General features: G+C 52.0%; 19 protein-coding genes. 9 read left to right on the top strand and 10 right to left on the bottom strand.

The window, feature by feature from the left end:
• The first annotated feature begins 17 nt into the window (after window positions 1-17).
• A complete protein-coding gene (locus ACT6RZ_RS12570; RefSeq protein WP_444702445.1) occupies window positions 18-635 on the top strand; it encodes a response regulator in 618 nt (205 codons plus the stop codon).
• Between the two features lie 166 nt (window positions 636-801).
• Here ACT6RZ_RS12570 and ACT6RZ_RS12565 read toward each other — a convergent pair whose 3' ends face one another.
• Window positions 802-1,404: a Yip1 family protein gene (locus tag ACT6RZ_RS12565; RefSeq protein ID WP_444702444.1), complete on the bottom strand. Its 603-nt coding sequence runs from the start codon at window positions 1,402-1,404 to the stop codon at window positions 802-804.
• A 381-nt stretch (window positions 1,405-1,785) separates the two neighbouring features.
• Here ACT6RZ_RS12565 and ACT6RZ_RS12560 point away from each other — a divergent pair, with 381 nt between their 5' ends.
• Together ACT6RZ_RS12560 and ACT6RZ_RS12555 are read left to right on the top strand one after the other, a co-directional pair.
• On the top strand, window positions 1,786-2,922 hold the full coding sequence (locus tag ACT6RZ_RS12560; protein ID WP_444702443.1) for a mechanosensitive ion channel family protein: 1,137 nt from the start codon (window positions 1,786-1,788) through the stop codon (window positions 2,920-2,922).
• Between the two features lie 109 nt (window positions 2,923-3,031).
• Window positions 3,032-3,496: a PA2169 family four-helix-bundle protein gene (locus tag ACT6RZ_RS12555; protein ID WP_444702442.1), complete on the top strand. Its 465-nt coding sequence runs from the start codon at window positions 3,032-3,034 to the stop codon at window positions 3,494-3,496.
• Window positions 3,497-3,679: 183 nt separating this feature from the next.
• Here ACT6RZ_RS12555 and ACT6RZ_RS12550 read toward each other — a convergent pair whose 3' ends face one another.
• Entirely contained in the window at window positions 3,680-3,916 is a 237-nt protein-coding gene (locus tag ACT6RZ_RS12550; RefSeq protein WP_444702441.1) for a DUF2171 domain-containing protein, read from the bottom strand.
• Between the two features lie 196 nt (window positions 3,917-4,112).
• Between ACT6RZ_RS12550 and ACT6RZ_RS12545 the strand changes: the two genes are divergently transcribed.
• Both ACT6RZ_RS12545 and ACT6RZ_RS12540 read left to right on the top strand, forming a co-directional pair.
• Window positions 4,113-4,388 (top strand): hypothetical protein, encoded by a 276-nt coding sequence (locus tag ACT6RZ_RS12545; RefSeq protein ID WP_444702440.1) that lies wholly within the window; start codon window positions 4,113-4,115, stop codon window positions 4,386-4,388.
• A 76-nt stretch (window positions 4,389-4,464) separates the two neighbouring features.
• Window positions 4,465-4,959, top strand: a complete 495-nt coding sequence (locus tag ACT6RZ_RS12540) for a pyridoxamine 5'-phosphate oxidase family protein (RefSeq protein ID WP_444702439.1) — start codon at window positions 4,465-4,467, stop codon at window positions 4,957-4,959.
• Window positions 4,960-5,061: 102 nt separating this feature from the next.
• Here ACT6RZ_RS12540 and pqqA read toward each other — a convergent pair whose 3' ends face one another.
• The 5 genes from pqqA to ACT6RZ_RS12515 form a co-directional block, all read right to left on the bottom strand.
• Window positions 5,062-5,133, bottom strand: coding sequence for a pyrroloquinoline quinone precursor peptide PqqA (pqqA, locus tag ACT6RZ_RS12535; protein WP_081624291.1), 72 nt, complete (start codon window positions 5,131-5,133; stop codon window positions 5,062-5,064).
• 115 nt (window positions 5,134-5,248) lie between these two features.
• The gene (nhaA, locus tag ACT6RZ_RS12530; RefSeq protein ID WP_444702438.1) at window positions 5,249-6,403 is read right to left on the bottom strand and encodes a Na+/H+ antiporter NhaA; all 1,155 of its coding nucleotides are present in this window, start codon (window positions 6,401-6,403) and stop codon (window positions 5,249-5,251) included.
• A 99-nt stretch (window positions 6,404-6,502) separates the two neighbouring features.
• A complete protein-coding gene (locus ACT6RZ_RS12525; protein ID WP_444702437.1) occupies window positions 6,503-7,585 on the bottom strand; it encodes a phospholipase A in 1,083 nt (360 codons plus the stop codon).
• Between the two features lie 135 nt (window positions 7,586-7,720).
• On the bottom strand, window positions 7,721-8,779 hold the full coding sequence (locus tag ACT6RZ_RS12520) for an aldo/keto reductase (RefSeq protein WP_444702436.1): 1,059 nt from the start codon (window positions 8,777-8,779) through the stop codon (window positions 7,721-7,723).
• The gene (locus ACT6RZ_RS12515) at window positions 8,779-9,357 is read right to left on the bottom strand and encodes a hypothetical protein (protein WP_444702435.1); all 579 of its coding nucleotides are present in this window, start codon (window positions 9,355-9,357) and stop codon (window positions 8,779-8,781) included. The genes ACT6RZ_RS12520 and ACT6RZ_RS12515 overlap by 1 nt, the downstream gene beginning before the upstream one ends.
• A gap of 289 nt (window positions 9,358-9,646) precedes the next feature.
• Here ACT6RZ_RS12515 and ACT6RZ_RS12510 point away from each other — a divergent pair, with 289 nt between their 5' ends.
• From ACT6RZ_RS12510 to ACT6RZ_RS12500, 3 genes are all read left to right on the top strand, one after another.
• Window positions 9,647-10,126, top strand: a complete 480-nt coding sequence (locus tag ACT6RZ_RS12510; RefSeq protein WP_444702434.1) for a hypothetical protein — start codon at window positions 9,647-9,649, stop codon at window positions 10,124-10,126.
• 9 nt (window positions 10,127-10,135) lie between these two features.
• Window positions 10,136-10,723 carry a YMGG-like glycine zipper-containing protein gene (locus tag ACT6RZ_RS12505; RefSeq protein WP_444702433.1) on the top strand — a complete coding sequence of 196 codons (588 nt, stop codon included), beginning with the start codon at window positions 10,136-10,138 and terminating at the stop codon, window positions 10,721-10,723.
• A 105-nt stretch (window positions 10,724-10,828) separates the two neighbouring features.
• Entirely contained in the window at window positions 10,829-11,683 is an 855-nt protein-coding gene (locus ACT6RZ_RS12500) for a DUF6279 family lipoprotein (RefSeq protein ID WP_444702432.1), read from the top strand.
• Between the two features lie 128 nt (window positions 11,684-11,811).
• On the opposite strand, the gene ACT6RZ_RS12495 is transcribed toward ACT6RZ_RS12500, so the two are convergent.
• Window positions 11,812-12,570: an SDR family oxidoreductase gene (locus ACT6RZ_RS12495; protein ID WP_444702431.1), complete on the bottom strand. Its 759-nt coding sequence runs from the start codon at window positions 12,568-12,570 to the stop codon at window positions 11,812-11,814.
• 112 nt (window positions 12,571-12,682) lie between these two features.
• On the opposite strand from ACT6RZ_RS12495, the gene ACT6RZ_RS12490 reads away from it, so the two are divergent.
• Window positions 12,683-13,579 carry a LysR family transcriptional regulator gene (locus ACT6RZ_RS12490; protein WP_444702430.1) on the top strand — a complete coding sequence of 299 codons (897 nt, stop codon included), beginning with the start codon at window positions 12,683-12,685 and terminating at the stop codon, window positions 13,577-13,579.
• A gap of 328 nt (window positions 13,580-13,907) precedes the next feature.
• On the opposite strand, the gene ACT6RZ_RS12485 is transcribed toward ACT6RZ_RS12490, so the two are convergent.
• Both ACT6RZ_RS12485 and ACT6RZ_RS12480 read right to left on the bottom strand, forming a co-directional pair.
• Entirely contained in the window at window positions 13,908-14,705 is a 798-nt protein-coding gene (locus ACT6RZ_RS12485) for a TonB family protein (protein ID WP_444702429.1), read from the bottom strand.
• A 4-nt stretch (window positions 14,706-14,709) separates the two neighbouring features.
• The coding region (locus tag ACT6RZ_RS12480) for an ExbD/TolR family protein (RefSeq protein WP_444700774.1) at window positions 14,710-14,850 on the bottom strand (141 nt) is incomplete at its 5' end.

Raw genomic sequence — 14,850 nt, 5'->3', positions numbered from 1 at the left:
ATGGAGATGAACAAGAGATGAAAAATATATTACTGCTGTACGGAAATGAGTTGAGCCACACCGCATTGAAGGATCTGATCAATGCCGATAGTGCCATGCACCTGGTTGAAGAAGTCAGCGATGTGAGTGAGGCGATAGCTAAGATACGCGCACAGAAATTCGACGTCGTGATTTTGGATGTGTCATCGCCGGAAAAGAACGGGCTGGAAACCTTTTGCGACCTGAAACAGGCATACCCGGCCTTGCCTATCCTCATCATCAATGGCAGTGATCAGGTGGACCGCATGGCCAACTTTACCCGCCTGGGCTGCAAAGGTTACCTGTCTTATACCGCCACCAGCGCACAGGTGGTGCCGGCGATCAAATCGGTCGCCCGTGGACTGTCCTATCTGGTCTCCACGCACGAGAAACTAGACGAACGCCTCTACCCCATGTTGCATGAGCGTTTGTCGTTGCGAGAGCTGCAGGTATTTTTCAAGCTGATCAAGGGCCAGCCGGTGAATTCGGTGGCAGAAGAGTTATCTATCGCCCCTGGCTCGGTGAGTGTGTTCCGCTCCAAGATACTCAAGAAAATGAATATGCGTAACAATGCTTCGCTGATCCATTATGCGCTAGATCATCATTTGATCAGCTGATCACTCCCCAGGCTTTATCCCCAGGCCAGGCTCATTGATTTGAGACCTGGCTTCAGTTTGTATCTCACAGGCTAAAGTTTCATAGGCGAAAGTCAAAAAAAATCTGCCCCCTGATATTGGTCAGGGGACAGATGCTTGAAGTGACTCTTTGATTAAAGACTACTGATCAAGACTTCTTGATCGCAAACTGCATCTGTTCTATGGCTTCCCATGAGATCAGCGAGCCTACCATGACCACGGCAAAACCCAGACCGGCGGTACAGACTATGGCCAGGGTCAGAGTTGAGATCGCACCGCGCTCACGGATAGAGAATATGTATTTTACGCCACGGTAAACCAGTGCGATCGATGCCAGAATGGCGATGCCATGCACAACCACATTAAAGCTCAGGCTGGGTACCACATAAAACACTGAGGTCAGCCATAGCGGTGTAGTAGCGATGGCAATGATCAATAATGAATCACGGAAGCTGGGTTTCTTATCCACCATTTCAGCCAGGTTCTGGGTGATCCAGGCCATCGCCAGAATAACGGCGATCTGCAACACGAATAATTCGGCACAAATCATCAATAAGCGGTTGCCGGGCAAGGTATCCATGAATTGCCGTGGATAATTATGATGCAACCTCAAATACATCATGATGCACGGGATCAGCGACAACGGCAGCACATAAAATAATAGCAACTGTGTCACGCCCGGCTTTTCTGCCCTGGCCTTTTTCTCGGTGGCTTTCGGCGTCACGTAATCAAATAATCGGATAAGGTTCATGATGTGCTCCTAACTACTATAAAAAGATTTTTGCCTGCCAGGCTGATCCTCTCAAAACGTTTGCAAATCAGGGATCAACACCTGATCCACGCAGAGAAGATTAAACTGGCAAACTGTTAACGCTATTATGGCGGCTTGCCAAAAAGCCACCACAAGACTGCGTCTGATTTGAGTGTAGGAAAATACAGATTTTTTCTGACAGCTGATTCCCACACACAGCAACGTTGATTCAATCACCTAGCTGGCGGTTGGGGTAACGCTCACAGCTTTGCGTCTGGTTCGACCACCGACACTGACAGCCAAATCAGTTGATTCCTACAGCCTGCCAGTCAGGGACTGCCTAGAATCTCTTTAACTATCATAGATAAAGGAGTTTTACAGATGGAAGATTGGCTCACGGCAAAAGCAATGTTAGGTATCCCGCTCTATGAATGGTTATCCGCCGCCCTGATTTCATCCGTCCTTTACCTGCTGCTCTACCAGTTATGGCGATTCAGCATCAAAAAATTATCCAGAATGGCAGAGCACACCGCCACCCGCCTGGATGACATTGTCATTGAAGTCATGCAGAGCACGCAGCAATTTACTATCCTGCTACTGGCTATATTGATGGGCCTGCATTTCCTGGACCTGCCCGAAAAATGGGAGTTGCGGCTTAACCATGTGCTGTTTATCACCGTCGGTTTTCAGATTGCCGTCTGGCTGAATAAAGGCGTGGGCATCTGGGCCCGCGAACATCTGACTGCCGTCAATGGCTCGTCGCCTGCCGCTAACCCGGTGATCACCACCGTGCTTTCCTGGATATTCCGTGTCGCCATCTGGTCAGTGGTGTTACTCACCATACTTGCCAATGTCGGTGTCAATATCACCGCCTTTGTCGCTAGCCTGGGCGTAGGTGGCGTTGCCGTGGCGCTGGCGGTGCAGAATGTGCTGGGCGATCTGTTCGCCTCACTGGCGATAGGCCTGGACAAGCCGTTTGAGGTGGGTGATTTTATTGTCTTTGGTGATGTATCGGGTGCCATAGAGCGGGTAGGCCTGAAAACCACCCGTATCAGAAGCATCAGCGGTGAGCAGATCATTTGCAGTAACACCGAGTTGCTCAAAAACACCATACACAACTACAAACGCATGGAAGAGCGCCGGGTGGTATTTAACTTCGGTGTTGATTACGCCACGCCACCAGAGATGATCGCGCTGATACCCGCCACTGTACGCAAGGCGATAGCGTCATTCGATAACACGCGTTTCGATCGCTCGCACTTCAAGGAGTTTGGGCAAAGCTCACTGAATTTTGAGACGGTGTATTTCATCACCACCACTGATTTCAATCTGTATATGGATATACAGCAGAGCATCAACCTGACCTTGATGACAGAGTTCAGGGCCCACAATGTCGCCTTCGCCTTGCCCACCATGACCCTGAATATGCCGGATGTGGCAGAAACCAACAAAGTGGCCAGACACCAGCGCGAGAACGCAAAGCGGGAAAGCAAAAAGCCACAGCTTGCCAGTCATTAAGGCGATAAAGCGATTCCTACAACTATTTACGACTGCCTCTGATGCAGCGAATTAAACGCCATAGTCATACTGAGCTTTCTATATCAATACTTATATTTGGAGAACGATCATGGCAGATAATGATGATGTAATTTCTACATTGAATGATTTGATTGAAACATCTAAAGATGGCGAAGAAGGTTTCCGCAGCTCGGCCGAAAATGTGGATGACCCGCAACTGAAAGCGTTCTTCCTGCGTCGTTCACTCGAAGTGGCTTCGAGTGCGCAAGAGCTGCAAGGCCTGGTACGCTCATTAGGCGGTGACCCTGCCGAATCCAGCACCATAGGCGGTGCATTGCACAGACGCTGGATAGATCTGAAAACTGCGCTCACCAGCAACGACACAGTCGCGGTGCTGAATGAGACCGAGCGTGGTGAAGACGTAGCCCTGAATGCCTACCGCAAAGCGGCAGAAAAAGATCTGCCTATCAATGTGCGCATGGTGGTCACCCGCCAGCTGGAAGGCGCCAAACGTAATCATGATGAAGTGAAACATCTGCGTGACGCAGCCCGTGCAGCGGCAGAAGTGCACTAGTCATAAGTGCACTTTTTATCAGTGCACTAGCCATAAGTGCACTGTTTATCAGCGCACTAGTCATAAGTGCACTGTTTATCAGCGCACTAGTCACAAATGCACTATTTATCAGTACACTAGTTATTATTAATAGCTGCAAAAAAGCCCTGTCTGCACAGACAGGGCTTTTGTTTGTGTGCCCGCTTATGCCAGGGTTTCAGCACTCCAGTCCTGCAGCACCTGATCCAGTGTGCGGTTGATCTTGACGATGCCGCCTTCAGTCGAGATCACCCAGCTGACCGGAATGTAATGATGGGTGCCCGACTTGTCTTTTTTCAGTTTGATGGAATCAGGGCCATCCGTATGGTCAACCACCGCAAACTGCTCGGCCTGGGCGGTATGTACCGGCATATCCTGTTTAATCTCATGTGCTTCAATCATGGTGTTTTCCCTTAGCTTTGTTGTGAGTAAAACCCTATTTTGCATGGGCGGCAGGTTCAGGCACTAGGCCACAATCACTGAAATCCTTGTAGGAATATCTTGCTGCGGCCACAGCATTTTTCAGCCATAGAAAAATCATCTTTTTCTGACACGTAAATCATAGTATGTCCTACGGCCAGGCAGTGGCTGGCTAGATATGATGGTGATTAGTGTATGCCTGCATGCCGGTTCTATCGGGTATGCAAAACAACCATTGATGACTGGAGATTATGTGATGGCCTTATTTTATGTCAGCGCAAGCAAACCCAAACAAGACCTACCCTTCTGGACATCCAGCGTGATCGCCGATGACATGGAACAGAGTTACAAGATAGGCAAAGAGCGTTTTGAGACCGAGAACCCGGACCTGAATGTGGATGACTACACGCTGGTCGCCACCGGCGAGTCGGTTGAAAAATCGATCACTACCTGATCCGTCGCTGTCTGACCAAGTCTGCTTAAACAAGTCCGCTTGATCGAGTGGCACTCACACCAAAAGGAAAAGCACCATGAAATCGCATACGCAAACCACAGAAGAGCGCCGCAAACTGGCAGAATTGATTGAAGATATTGATATTGCCATGCTGACATTTATCAGCAGCGAGGGCGCTTTAATCAGCCAGCCCATGGCGCCGGTCGAACTCGATAACGAGGGCAATCTGTGGTTCTTCACTGACAGCAGTTCGGAAAAAACGCAGCATTTGCAACAACTCAACCTGGCATTCAGCGGCGAGCCGGATGGTACTTATGTTTCGCTGTCGGGTGCTGGCGAACTGGTCACCGACCATGCGCGCAAACATGAATTATGGTCGCCTTTTGTCAAACCCTGGTTTCCGCAAGGGCCGGATTCGCCTAACCTGGCTTTATTAAAGTTTGTGCCGCACACTGCAGAATTCTGGGATGCGCCGCATAGTAAAGTCGTCAGGTTATTTGCCATGGCCGCTTCTATCGTGGCTGCCAGACCCATAGGTCTGGGTGACCATGAACGTTTGACCCATTTGTAAACAACCGCCACGGCCAAACGCTGCCGTGCTTTGTTTCTGAGTCTTTACAAACAAACAGCCCGACACTAGGTCGGGCTGTTTGTTATGCAAGTTAAATATCGCTTACTTGTTCATGACGTACATAGTCACTTCAAAGCCAAAACGCATTTCAGTAGCAGCTGGTTTAGTCCACATATCGTTCTCCTAGATGGATTTGGGAGCGCATCCCTTGATGCATCTCGTTAGGGTTCACTATACGCAGCTGCAGCCGTGCTGGCTTGCGCAGCATCCCTAAAAATGACTCATGATTTTACGTAGCTGGTTTATCTGCCAGTGTGGCCCTTAACCAGGCCCAGCCTGCCAGCCCGGACAGTAGTGAACCACTGAGTATGGCCATTTTGGACAGCTGTATCAATTCTGCCTGTCCGGCAAAGGCCAGGTTGGCGATAAATATAGACATGGTGAAGCCAACGCCACCCAGCATGCCTGCGCCCAGGATATGCGCCCAGCGCAATGGTGACGGCAGTACGCACAGGCCAGCCCAGACCGCGCAGCAGACTGCCAGCGTGATGCCCAGGGGTTTGCCTATCAACAGCCCGGCAATAATACCCAGGCTATTGCTATGCGAGCACAAAGCCTGCAGCGCTTCAGGTGCCAGCGCCAGGCCGGTGTTGGCGAAAGCAAAGACCGGCAGAATCAGCATAGCCACCGGTGGTTGCAGAAAATGTTCCAGCCGGTGCGAGAGTGAGGTGTGCCCCTGGCGCGCAAACGGGATGGCGAACGCCAGCGCGATGCCCGCCAGTGTCGGGTGCACGCCTGACTTCAGGGTCAGCCACCACATCAGCCCGCCACCCAGGGCATAGGGTACTACAGACACCACTTGCAGGCGGTTAAGTGCGAACAGGCTGGCCAGCACGGTCAAAGCCGCCGCCAGATGCAACCATGACACGGCATCGGTATAAAAAACGGCGATCAGGATGGCGGCGCCTAAATCATCGATCACGGCAAACGCCATCAGGAACACTTTGAGCGAAACCGGCACGCGGCTACCTAATACTGATAATACGCCCAGGGCAAAAACGATGTCAGTCGCCATCGGGATACCTACCCCGGCCTGGAAGGCGGTGCCCTGGTTGAGTTGCCAGAAGATCAGCGCCGGCAGCAGCATGCCGCCGATGGCGGCGATCGTCGGCAGCAAGGCATTATTGCGCGTGGATAACTCGCCGACGTAAAGCTCGCGTTTGAGCTCCAGGCCTATCAGCAAAAAGAAGATCGCCATCAGGCCGTCATTGACCCACTCGCCCAGACTCAAGCCCAGGACGTGTGTTTGCCAGAGCGCATGGTAATGTGCGGCAAAACCGCTATTGGCGATGATAAGCGCCAGACAGGTGGCCGCTATCAACAAAGCGCTGCCAGCCTGCTCTGAGGCCAGTAATCGTCGCAATGGCTGGGGTATAAAACGCATGGCTAAATAGCGTGCACGGCAGGCTGGGGAATACAGGTGGTCATCAGTATCATCCAGCGATTATGCATGTGATTTGATTGAAAAACCTGTCAGATCGCTTTATTCGCCTATGGCAAAGCCTATGCCAAACATGGTTTGAGCCTGATTATAATCCAGCAGCGAAACACCATAGCCAGTGGCCAGCATGGCGTAGAGCTTCACGCTTTCACTCTTTAATGGCTTGTAATGCACATCAAACTTCACATAGCCTTTATTATCACTACGCAGGTTGTTTCTCAATGTCATGCTGGCGGCGGTATTCTGCGCTTCATTATCCCAGCGCAAAACCATATCGCCATAGCCCATGTATTTGCTGATATTAGGGTTATCGTCCTCGGATTTACTCTCAGGGATACGCCACCACGGCCTGACCAGCAGGCTGTATCGCTCATTCAACTGCCAGCCCCCTTGCAGGTAAATACGGCTCCAGCTGCGCGAGAGTGGCTCGGAACGCCCGTTTGACTCATGCACCACCCCCAGATTCAGCATGTCAGGCATGACCGCCGATTGCTTGGGCTCACCCGGTTTGTTCAAGCCCATGGACAGGATCAGCTCAGGTGAGTAATTGTGATCGCGCATGGGTCGTGACTGGGCACCATCAAACACCTGCCAGAAGGATTGCTGTGTATAGGCACCCCATAAACGTGCACTGTGTATCCATTGATTTTCCGGCAGCCAGTCAGAAAGATTCATCAACTGGGTTTTCAGGCTGATCTGGAAATGCAGGTCGCTATTGCTTAAGTCGCGATCTTGCGTGTTGGGTCTTGAAGGTGAGACCGGCACATTATTCGGGTTGGTCGAGTAAGCGCCGACGATGTAATTCAGCTGATGTGTTTCCAGGTCAGTAAAATGTAGCTCATCCTGCGGATTCAGATGCCACTTGCGTGCCAGATAGGTGGTCTTGGCATCCACCGATTTAACCAGATTCTCCTGCTTGGGTGAAAGCACAGGTGCCGCCGCCTTGGTAGAAGCATACTGCTCGGCTACCTGGTCAAAACACACCAGCCGGCGGCTGGCATCATCGATGAATTCTGTCTGGCAGGTGTGCAATGCGGCTTGCAATTCGTTGCCTGTGGCGGCTTGCACATTGGCGGCTGACAGCAAAGCCACCAGCATCAGGCCGCGCCCGTAAATCTTGATCATAGGTATTCCCTTACTATTCAATTCGTTGACTTGCAGCTGGCTGAGTTGATGTTTACTTCGACGTCCTGGTTATCAAGTTGCCTGATTATCAAGATGCCTGGCTTTCGAGTGGCCGGATCTTCAAGATGCCTGCGTTTACGGCGCAGGGTTCATCATGGTCAGGTGCAGTTGTTCAATGGCAGCCAGTACTTCTTCACTTAAATGCACGGTATAGGCAGCGATGTTTTCTTGCAGCTGGGTCATATTGGTCGCGCCTATGATGGTGCTGCCCATAAACCAGCGGTGGTAGACGAAACTGAGCGCCAGCTGCACCGGGGTCAGGCCATGCGCCCGTGCCAGCTCGGCATAGGCGGCCGAGGCGGCAGGTACGCCAGGTTTTTTATAGCGTTGCGCGTAGCCGGTGAACAGCGTCACCCGGCCAGGTGCGGCTGGATCTTTGATGTATTTACCGCTGAGATGGCCAAACGCCAGTGGAGAGTAGGCGGCCAGGCTGATACGTTCGCGATAGAGCACTTCGGCCATGCCGAACTCCAGGCCGCGGTTCATCAGGTTATAACAGTTTTGCAACACGGAAACGCGCGGCAGGCCTTGCTCGCGTGCAATGCGCAAAAACTCCATCAGGCCCCACGGCTGCTCGTTGCTGAGCCCGATAGCGCGTATCTTGCCTTCTTTGATCAGTTCATCCAGCGCCTGCAGTTGCGCCTGTATAGGCACCCAGGCGATAGTCTGCCCGGCATCATCAAGCTCGGCGTTAGGGTCGAACTGGTATTGGCCGAACATGGGCACATTGCGCTCCGGCCAATGCAGGTAAAGCACATCCAGATAATCGGTCTGCAGGCGTTGCAGGCTGTCATGCACGGCCTGGCGGATATTCGTTCTGTCCAGTCCGCTGGGACCACCGCGTATCCAGTGCATGCCGCGTCGTGGGCCGGCGATCTTGCTCGCCAGCACGAACTTGTCACGCGGCTGTTTTTTGATCCAGTGCCCGAGTATGGTTTCAGTACGGGTGACGGTTTCCGCTTTAGGCGGCACCGGATACATTTCTGCGGTATCAATAAAATTGATCCCTTGCGCCAGGGCAAAATCCAGCTGATTGTCAGCATCCTGTTGCGTGTTCTGGTCGCCATAGGTCATGGTGCCGAGGGCGATTCTGGAGACGCGGATACCGCTGTCCCCCAAGTAAGTCTGATCCATCAGTGCAACACCTGCTTTTCTGCAGGCACCTGCATGACGATGCTGGAAACCGCTTCTGGCTCCTTCTCTGCTGCTGCCAACACCCAGCCGGCGTCTTTGCTGGCGATCAACAGCATGCGGCTGATCGCCAGTACCAGCTCTTTATTCAGGCCCATATTGACATTCATGCCGCCCGCGCATGCCAGTTGCATATTGTTTAACTGGTCATTGATAGACACAAAACGGGTCTCAACTGCTAACAATTCCTGCTCACTGATAGAGGATGGCCGTTGCTGGTAGGCCGTTTCAAAATCCAGCGCTTCCAGATCCTGCACCGCCTCGGCTTCCTGCTCAAACTGGCGCGTGGCTTCGGCGGGTGACTGCGTATTGTCCAGCAATGCGGCAGAACCCAGGCCAGCGGCGCTCACCGGCAGATGCGCTTCGCGGTTCAATACCGTGAATATCTGGCGCGCGATACGGTAAGTGATCCAGACGCGGATCTCCTGGTCATTACTCACCGCGGCTTTCAGCAATAGCCGGTCCTGGTGACTGTCGTAAGCTAAATTGATTTGCTGAATGGATTGAGTTTGAGATTGCATCGTAAAGCTTTCCAGAATCAGGCAATTTCCTTGCAGATTCTGACAAGTTACTAAAAGCAGTCTAAAAAAGATAGGCTCCAGCGTGGTTTTTTATGTAAATCTTGCGATTTAGCATGCCGTGACTGCCTGTGAAACAGCCTGATGTCAGACTTTTCAAGCCAGTGCCCAGATACAATCCGATACAAAATGCAGCCCCTGGCAATGAATAAATTTCACTATATTGCAGTCATATTGAGGACTGAATCATTAACAGTAGTCTGTAGACCGTTGTGCTTATGGGAGAGCCCTGATGAAAACGAAATTTGGTGTTTTAACTGGCTTGCTGCTCAGCCTGGTGCTGTTCAGCAATTTGGCGCAGGCTCACCCGCCAGGCCATAGGGGCGGCTGGCGCGGCGGTGTGGGTGTCTACGTCGGCAGCCCGTTCCCCTTTTACGGGCCGCCACCGCTCGCTTACTCCTACGGTTACCCCTATTACCCTTACCCCTACGCTTACGGCCCGCCGCAAGTCATCGTCACGCAACCTCAAGTCACGCAACCGCCACAACCGCAGGTGTATATTGAACAAGGCAGCGGGGTGACCAGCACACCTGACACATCCTTACCGCCAGCAACACCATCAGCACCGGCAGCCACTGCAGGCAATAACAACGCGCAGGGCTACTGGTACTATTGTGAGCAATCCGATGCTTACTACCCGTATGTGAAAGAGTGCGCCGCCGGCTGGAAACAAGTCACCCCTACCCCGCCGCCCGCCTCTTCCGGCAGATAGGATCAGCCGATGAAGACACTGACACACATTACCTGCACACGAATAGCCTGCATAGGTGTAGCGCTGGCGTTGGCTGGCTGCGCGACCACCCCCACCGGCCCCAGCAACATGGCCTTGCCAGGCACCGGCAAAGATTTCAACTTGTTCCGGGCGGATGATTTATCCTGCCGTGATTTTGCACTGGGCCAAATCGGTTCTAAAAGCGTCAACCAGCAATACAATCAAAGCCTGGCAGCAACGACTGCGGTCGGCACTGTGATCGGTGCCGCCCTGGGCGCCGCAGCGGGTGGTGGCGAAGGCGCAGCCATAGGGGCAGGTGTCGGTGCCTTATCGGGCGGTGCGATAGGCGCCGACACCGCAGCCAGCAGCGGCGATAATGCCCAGCACAAATATGACAACGCCTACCTGCAATGCATGTATGCGGCCGGACATAAGATCCCGGTGCCAGCCAGCATGGCAAAAACGTATACTCAGGGCGCCACTGCAACAACGACCAGTGCGACACAAACGACAGTCACTCGCAGTACCACAGGCACACCTCCGGCGAGGTCGACCTACTACCCCCCGCCACCGCCACCACCTGGCTATCAGCGTTAAGCAAATCCAACCTGCATGGACAAGCTCCGCGCTGGCAGACAATGCAAACTAAGTGATAAAGTGACGCTAGCGCAAACTTAACATTTCAGTTCGGGTCGTAGAGTCATGCGAATAATCAAAACCCTTTTTATCCTGGTGCTGGCTTTGTCTACCCTGAGTTGTAGCCTGGTGAAAACCGCTTACAACAACGCGCCTGTACTGATTGCATGGCGTTTGGATGATTACTTTAATTTCAGCGAAACGCAAAAAGCCAAACTCAAACCAGCGTTGCAGGATCTGCATGCATGGCACAGACAAAACGAGTTACCGCGTTATGCAGCGTTGCTGAATGAGATAAATGCCGATTTAAGCCATGAGGTAAATCCAGAAACGGTCTGCCAGCGTATGGAAGCTATCAAAGCCAATGCGCAAGCGCTGCAAACAAGATTCATCCCTATCATTGTTGATCTGGGCCCTACCCTGAGCGATAAGCAATTGCAGCATTTTCAGAAAAAACTGGAAAAACGCAATCAGGAATGGAAAGAGGAATGGTGGCAGGAAACCACAGCAGAACAGCAAGAGGTGAGACTGGAAAAATCCAGAGACTATGCGGAAAAGCTATATGGCGATTTAAACGAAAAACAAATCAACATTTTAAAACAAAGCATTGCCAGCAATAGTGACCCGGCTTTGATCTATGCAGAGATCCTGCGGCGCGACGAAGATGCCTTGAATATTTTAAAAGCCATACAAAACCCTGCTGCGTCAAACGAAGAAAAGTCACAACTGGTGCGCGCAGGATTTGAGCGTATGCAACACAGCCCGAATCCGGCTTACCAGGCGCATATCGATAAAATAACGCAACAAACGTGTGCAACCATCGCCAGCCTGCATGCAAATTCGACAGCCAAACAACGCTTGCATGCCCAACATTGGGTGGAAGATTACAAGACGCAGTTCACCCTTCTGCAAAACAAATGATCACATGCATTTAAAGCTCGCCCCTGATTACTGTGCTCAGGGCTGGCGATTAAAAACTTGTTTCAACCAGCAAGGCTCAGCAATAAAAAACAGGCAAACACATTGCCTGTTTTTTATTGAGCGGTTTATTAAATCAGCATGCCGCCTGACGCCTCGATACGTTGCGCATTCACCCAACGGTTATCTTCAGACAACAGGCTGGTGATCATGGGGCCTATATCATCCGGCACCCCGACACGTCCCAATGCGGTTTGTGAGGCAATAAAGGCATTCACGTCCTTGTTGTCACGCACCAGGCCCTGGCCAAAATCGGTTTCTATCGCACCCGGGGCCACCGTGTTCACCGCGATCTGCCTTGCGCCCAGCTCTTTGGCCATATAGCGCGTCAATACCTCAATACCGCCTTTCATGGCCGCATAGGCACTGTAGCCAGGCAAAGTAAAACGTGCCAGCCCACTGGAGATATTGATGATGCGACCACCATCATTCATCAATGGCACTAATTTTTGTGTCACGAAGAACGTAGATTTCAGGTGAATATTCACCATATCGTCAAATATTTGCTCAGTCGTTTCCGCAAATGGCGCTGTGAGCCCGGTACCGGCATTATTGATCAGGAAATCAAACTTTTCCGTCTGCCACTTTGCATGCAATGCCTGCTTCAGGTTTTCAGAAAAAGTAGCAAAGGTGTTTACCTTGGCTACATCCAGCTGCAAAGCCACTGCTTTTTGGCCCAGCCCCTCAATTTCGCTCACCACCTCCTGCGCCAGGGCCTGATTGCTCTGGTAAGTCAGCACCACATCTATGCCATGCCGCGCCATCGCCAGCGCCGTATTTTTACCCAGCCCCCGGCTTGCACCTGTGATCAGTCCGATTTTTGCAGTCATGTTCAATCTCCTGTTGTGATTTAAAGTAGATGCAGTTTATTGTTATTATCAACCAAGATAAATACAGTTAAATTGATTATACTGTTCAAATTAAACGAACAATAAGCCAATCATGGATAGCAACGAGACCCTTAAGCGTTTTATACGCGTGGCAGAATTAGCCAGCTTTACTAAAGCGGCTGAAAGCCTGAACCTGCCCAAAGCCAGCGTGTCGCTGGCCATACAGCAACTGGAAACCAGATTGCAAACCCAGCTGTTTCACCGCACCACACGCAAAGTACAACTGACACCAGACGGACAATTATTCTATGAAAAAAGCAAAGACGTACTCAGCGAGATCGAAGAGCTGGAAACGCTGTTTATCAGTGATGACAAGCAGATTGCCGGCGTCATCCGCGTCAACATGTCGCACCCGATGGCACGTCACCTGGTGATTCCCGCCTTGCCGGCGTTTCTGCGACGCTACCCTAACCTTTCAATCGATATCAGCAGCGAAGACCGCAAAGTGGATCTGATCAGCGAAGGCTATGATTGCGTAGTCAGGACCGGCAACGTCGAAGAGTCAGGCATGATCATGCGCAAGATAGGCGAGATGCAGCAAACCAATTTTGCCAGCCCGGCCTATCTGGCCGAATATGGTGAACCACGCAGCATTGAAGACTTGCACCACCACTACCTGATCCACTACCAGACCAGCATGAATAATCGATTCGATGCTTTTGAATACAGCACCAACGGCCAAACGCAAAGCTACAAAATGCAAAGCCGCATCTGCGTCAACAACACCGACGCCTATCGAGCCGCCTGCGCCGCCGGGCTAGGCATCATGCAAGCACCAAGGTTCGGCGCGCACGAGTTGCTAAAAAGCGGCGATCTGGTGGAGATACTGCCAACGTTCACTGCCCCCACCATGCCGGTTTCCATATTGTTTCCGCATCGAAGAAACCTTTCGAAACGGGTACGGATCTTTATGGACTGGCTGCGCGAAGTCATTAGCAAGCAGTTATAAAAATCAATCAGGAACAAAGTGCCAGTTCAAACTGAAGCAGTCCTCAGGCGCGCCTGGTGCAATGCAGTTTGTACTTAAGCGATCACTGGAATTATGCTTGTAAGCACTGCGCTAGTTTGCCTTTCTTATGACAGTGCACCGTACTTATTTTGCAAAACCATCTATACAGAACTTTTCCCGTCAGAGCCGCTTGCATCAATAAAAAAATCCCCTGCACCTGCCGGAGGAAAGCGAGGCAAGCGCAGGGGCTAGGAGGCAGGCATTATCGTGTTGTACTCGGGAAAAGGCTTCTTCGATAACGCCTTGCTGCAAGACACTGTTTTAGTTGTTATTCCAATCTAAAAGATACCGGGATAGTGATCTTGAAGGTTTTCTTTTTCAGGCTCTCTTTCACGCCTAACTGGCCTATGGCTTTCTTGACCATACGCACTGCTTCATCATCTAGCGGCACATGTTTGCTGCTATCCATCAGCGAGACATGGTCCAGCTCGCCACGGATAAACTGTGCCACTATCATGACATCGCCTTCCAGGTGCCGCCGAATGGCAATGGTCGGGTATTGCTTGCTTTTGTTCACCAGTGCGCGCAGCTGTTCGCCATAATCACCCCAGGCATCCTGGTCACCAGCGGTGAGCTCATCTGATTCACTCGCCACCTGCTGGCTGGTCGATGCTGCAGACTTGCTGTCTTTAGATTCACTGGCGGCATGGCTGGCGCTTTCAGTATTTGCTGTTGCGGTTGTGGCAGGCGCCGCCGGGGCGGCTGGCTCTACCTTTGCCGGTTCAGACCGCGCTTGCACCTGTTCCGGCACGCGGTAATCGGCCTCACTGCTCGCAGGTGCAGCCAACACTGGCTTGGGTGTTGGGGCTATGGTCTGCGGTTTAGTGACTTGCTGTGGCTCTGCGGCCTGGGTTTCCTGCACTGGCAGCTGTTGCGCACTGGCTGGCGGCGGCGGCGCTTTCACGGTAAAGAATTCGATCTCCAGCTTGTCTGGCAATTGCGGCAGCGTGAGATGGCTCAGCGCAGGGTAAACGGCGACCACCAATAAATGCAGACCGATAGACAGCCCTAGCGCACGCCAGACCTTGGCGTGGCTTTCATCATGCATAAACACCAGGCTGGTCATACGTTTATCTGCCTGCTTCCGGCGACATGACAAAACTGAATTTGCTGATACCGGCCCGCTGTATCGCCGCCAGCACCTTGGCCACGATGCCATATTCGGCATGCTCATCGGCATAGATCTCCACTGCCGGGTCTTGTTGCTGCTT

This window comes from Methylophilus sp. (assembly GCF_052437885.1).
Classification (GTDB): Bacteria; Pseudomonadota; Gammaproteobacteria; order Burkholderiales; family Methylophilaceae; genus Methylophilus.
The sequence above is the reverse complement of the archived record's forward strand: the minus strand, read 5'-3'. Positions and strand labels throughout refer to the sequence as shown.

Bases quoted from the DNA above. Each gene is read 5' to 3' on its own strand.
- ACT6RZ_RS12570 (WP_444702445.1), top strand. From the start codon at position 18: ATGAAAAATATATTACTGCTGTACGGAAATGAGTTGAGCCACACCGCA.
- ACT6RZ_RS12565 (WP_444702444.1), bottom strand. From the start codon at position 1,404: ATGAACCTTATCCGATTATTTGATTACGTGACGCCGAAAGCCACCGAG.
- ACT6RZ_RS12560 (WP_444702443.1), top strand. From the start codon at position 1,786: ATGGAAGATTGGCTCACGGCAAAAGCAATGTTAGGTATCCCGCTCTAT.
- ACT6RZ_RS12555 (WP_444702442.1), top strand. From the start codon at position 3,032: ATGGCAGATAATGATGATGTAATTTCTACATTGAATGATTTGATTGAA.
- ACT6RZ_RS12550 (WP_444702441.1), bottom strand. From the start codon at position 3,916: ATGATTGAAGCACATGAGATTAAACAGGATATGCCGGTACATACCGCC.
- ACT6RZ_RS12545 (WP_444702440.1), top strand. From the start codon at position 4,113: ATGATGGTGATTAGTGTATGCCTGCATGCCGGTTCTATCGGGTATGCA.
- ACT6RZ_RS12540 (WP_444702439.1), top strand. From the start codon at position 4,465: ATGAAATCGCATACGCAAACCACAGAAGAGCGCCGCAAACTGGCAGAA.
- nhaA (WP_444702438.1), bottom strand. From the start codon at position 6,403: ATGCGTTTTATACCCCAGCCATTGCGACGATTACTGGCCTCAGAGCAG.
- ACT6RZ_RS12525 (WP_444702437.1), bottom strand. From the start codon at position 7,585: ATGATCAAGATTTACGGGCGCGGCCTGATGCTGGTGGCTTTGCTGTCA.
- ACT6RZ_RS12520 (WP_444702436.1), bottom strand. From the start codon at position 8,779: ATGGATCAGACTTACTTGGGGGACAGCGGTATCCGCGTCTCCAGAATC.
- ACT6RZ_RS12515 (WP_444702435.1), bottom strand. From the start codon at position 9,357: ATGCAATCTCAAACTCAATCCATTCAGCAAATCAATTTAGCTTACGAC.
- ACT6RZ_RS12510 (WP_444702434.1), top strand. From the start codon at position 9,647: ATGAAAACGAAATTTGGTGTTTTAACTGGCTTGCTGCTCAGCCTGGTG.
- ACT6RZ_RS12505 (WP_444702433.1), top strand. From the start codon at position 10,136: ATGAAGACACTGACACACATTACCTGCACACGAATAGCCTGCATAGGT.
- ACT6RZ_RS12500 (WP_444702432.1), top strand. From the start codon at position 10,829: ATGCGAATAATCAAAACCCTTTTTATCCTGGTGCTGGCTTTGTCTACC.
- ACT6RZ_RS12495 (WP_444702431.1), bottom strand. From the start codon at position 12,570: ATGACTGCAAAAATCGGACTGATCACAGGTGCAAGCCGGGGGCTGGGT.
- ACT6RZ_RS12490 (WP_444702430.1), top strand. From the start codon at position 12,683: ATGGATAGCAACGAGACCCTTAAGCGTTTTATACGCGTGGCAGAATTA.
- ACT6RZ_RS12485 (WP_444702429.1), bottom strand. From the start codon at position 14,705: ATGACCAGCCTGGTGTTTATGCATGATGAAAGCCACGCCAAGGTCTGG.